Consider the following 444-nt stretch of genomic DNA (forward strand, 5'->3'; position numbering starts at 1 on the left):
CGGCGGGGGTCACCGCCGGTCCGGACCTCGACGCCGCCCGCGAGTACGGCCGGCTGCTACAGGCGTACGAGCGGATGTTCTGGAGCACGCTCGCCGAGTCGCCCTGAGCCGTGCCGGTCCGGTGGCGGGCTCACGCCTGCCAGTGCGGCTTGCCGCTGACCATCCGGCAGGTGATCACCCGGCCGCTCGCCTCGTGGGTGCTCTTGCCGAGGTCGTCGTTGCGGCAGAACTGGCCGGCCTTGTAGCAGTTGCCGGCGTTCGACTTGATCTCGCAGTCACCGGTGGCCGCCGCGGCCTTGGTCTCGGCGGGCGCCGGGTCGGGGTCGGTCGGCGGCTGGGCGGTGGTGACCTTGGGCTGCGGCTCGGCCTTGGCGGGCGTCGGCTGCGGCTTGGGGGTGGTGGCCGGAGCGGCGGGCTTGGTGGGCTGTGCCTTCGGCGGCGCCG

At 74.5% G+C, this 444-nt stretch carries 1 pseudogene; it reads right to left on the minus strand.

The features are described 5' to 3' along the window. Window positions 1-130: 130 nt before the first annotated feature. Window positions 131-444 (minus strand): annotated as a pseudogene (locus ABD308_RS32840) (hypothetical protein); the annotation flags it as partial.

Source organism: Kitasatospora putterlickiae, assembly GCF_039527695.1.
Lineage (GTDB): Bacteria > Actinomycetota > Actinomycetes > Streptomycetales > Streptomycetaceae > Kitasatospora > Kitasatospora putterlickiae.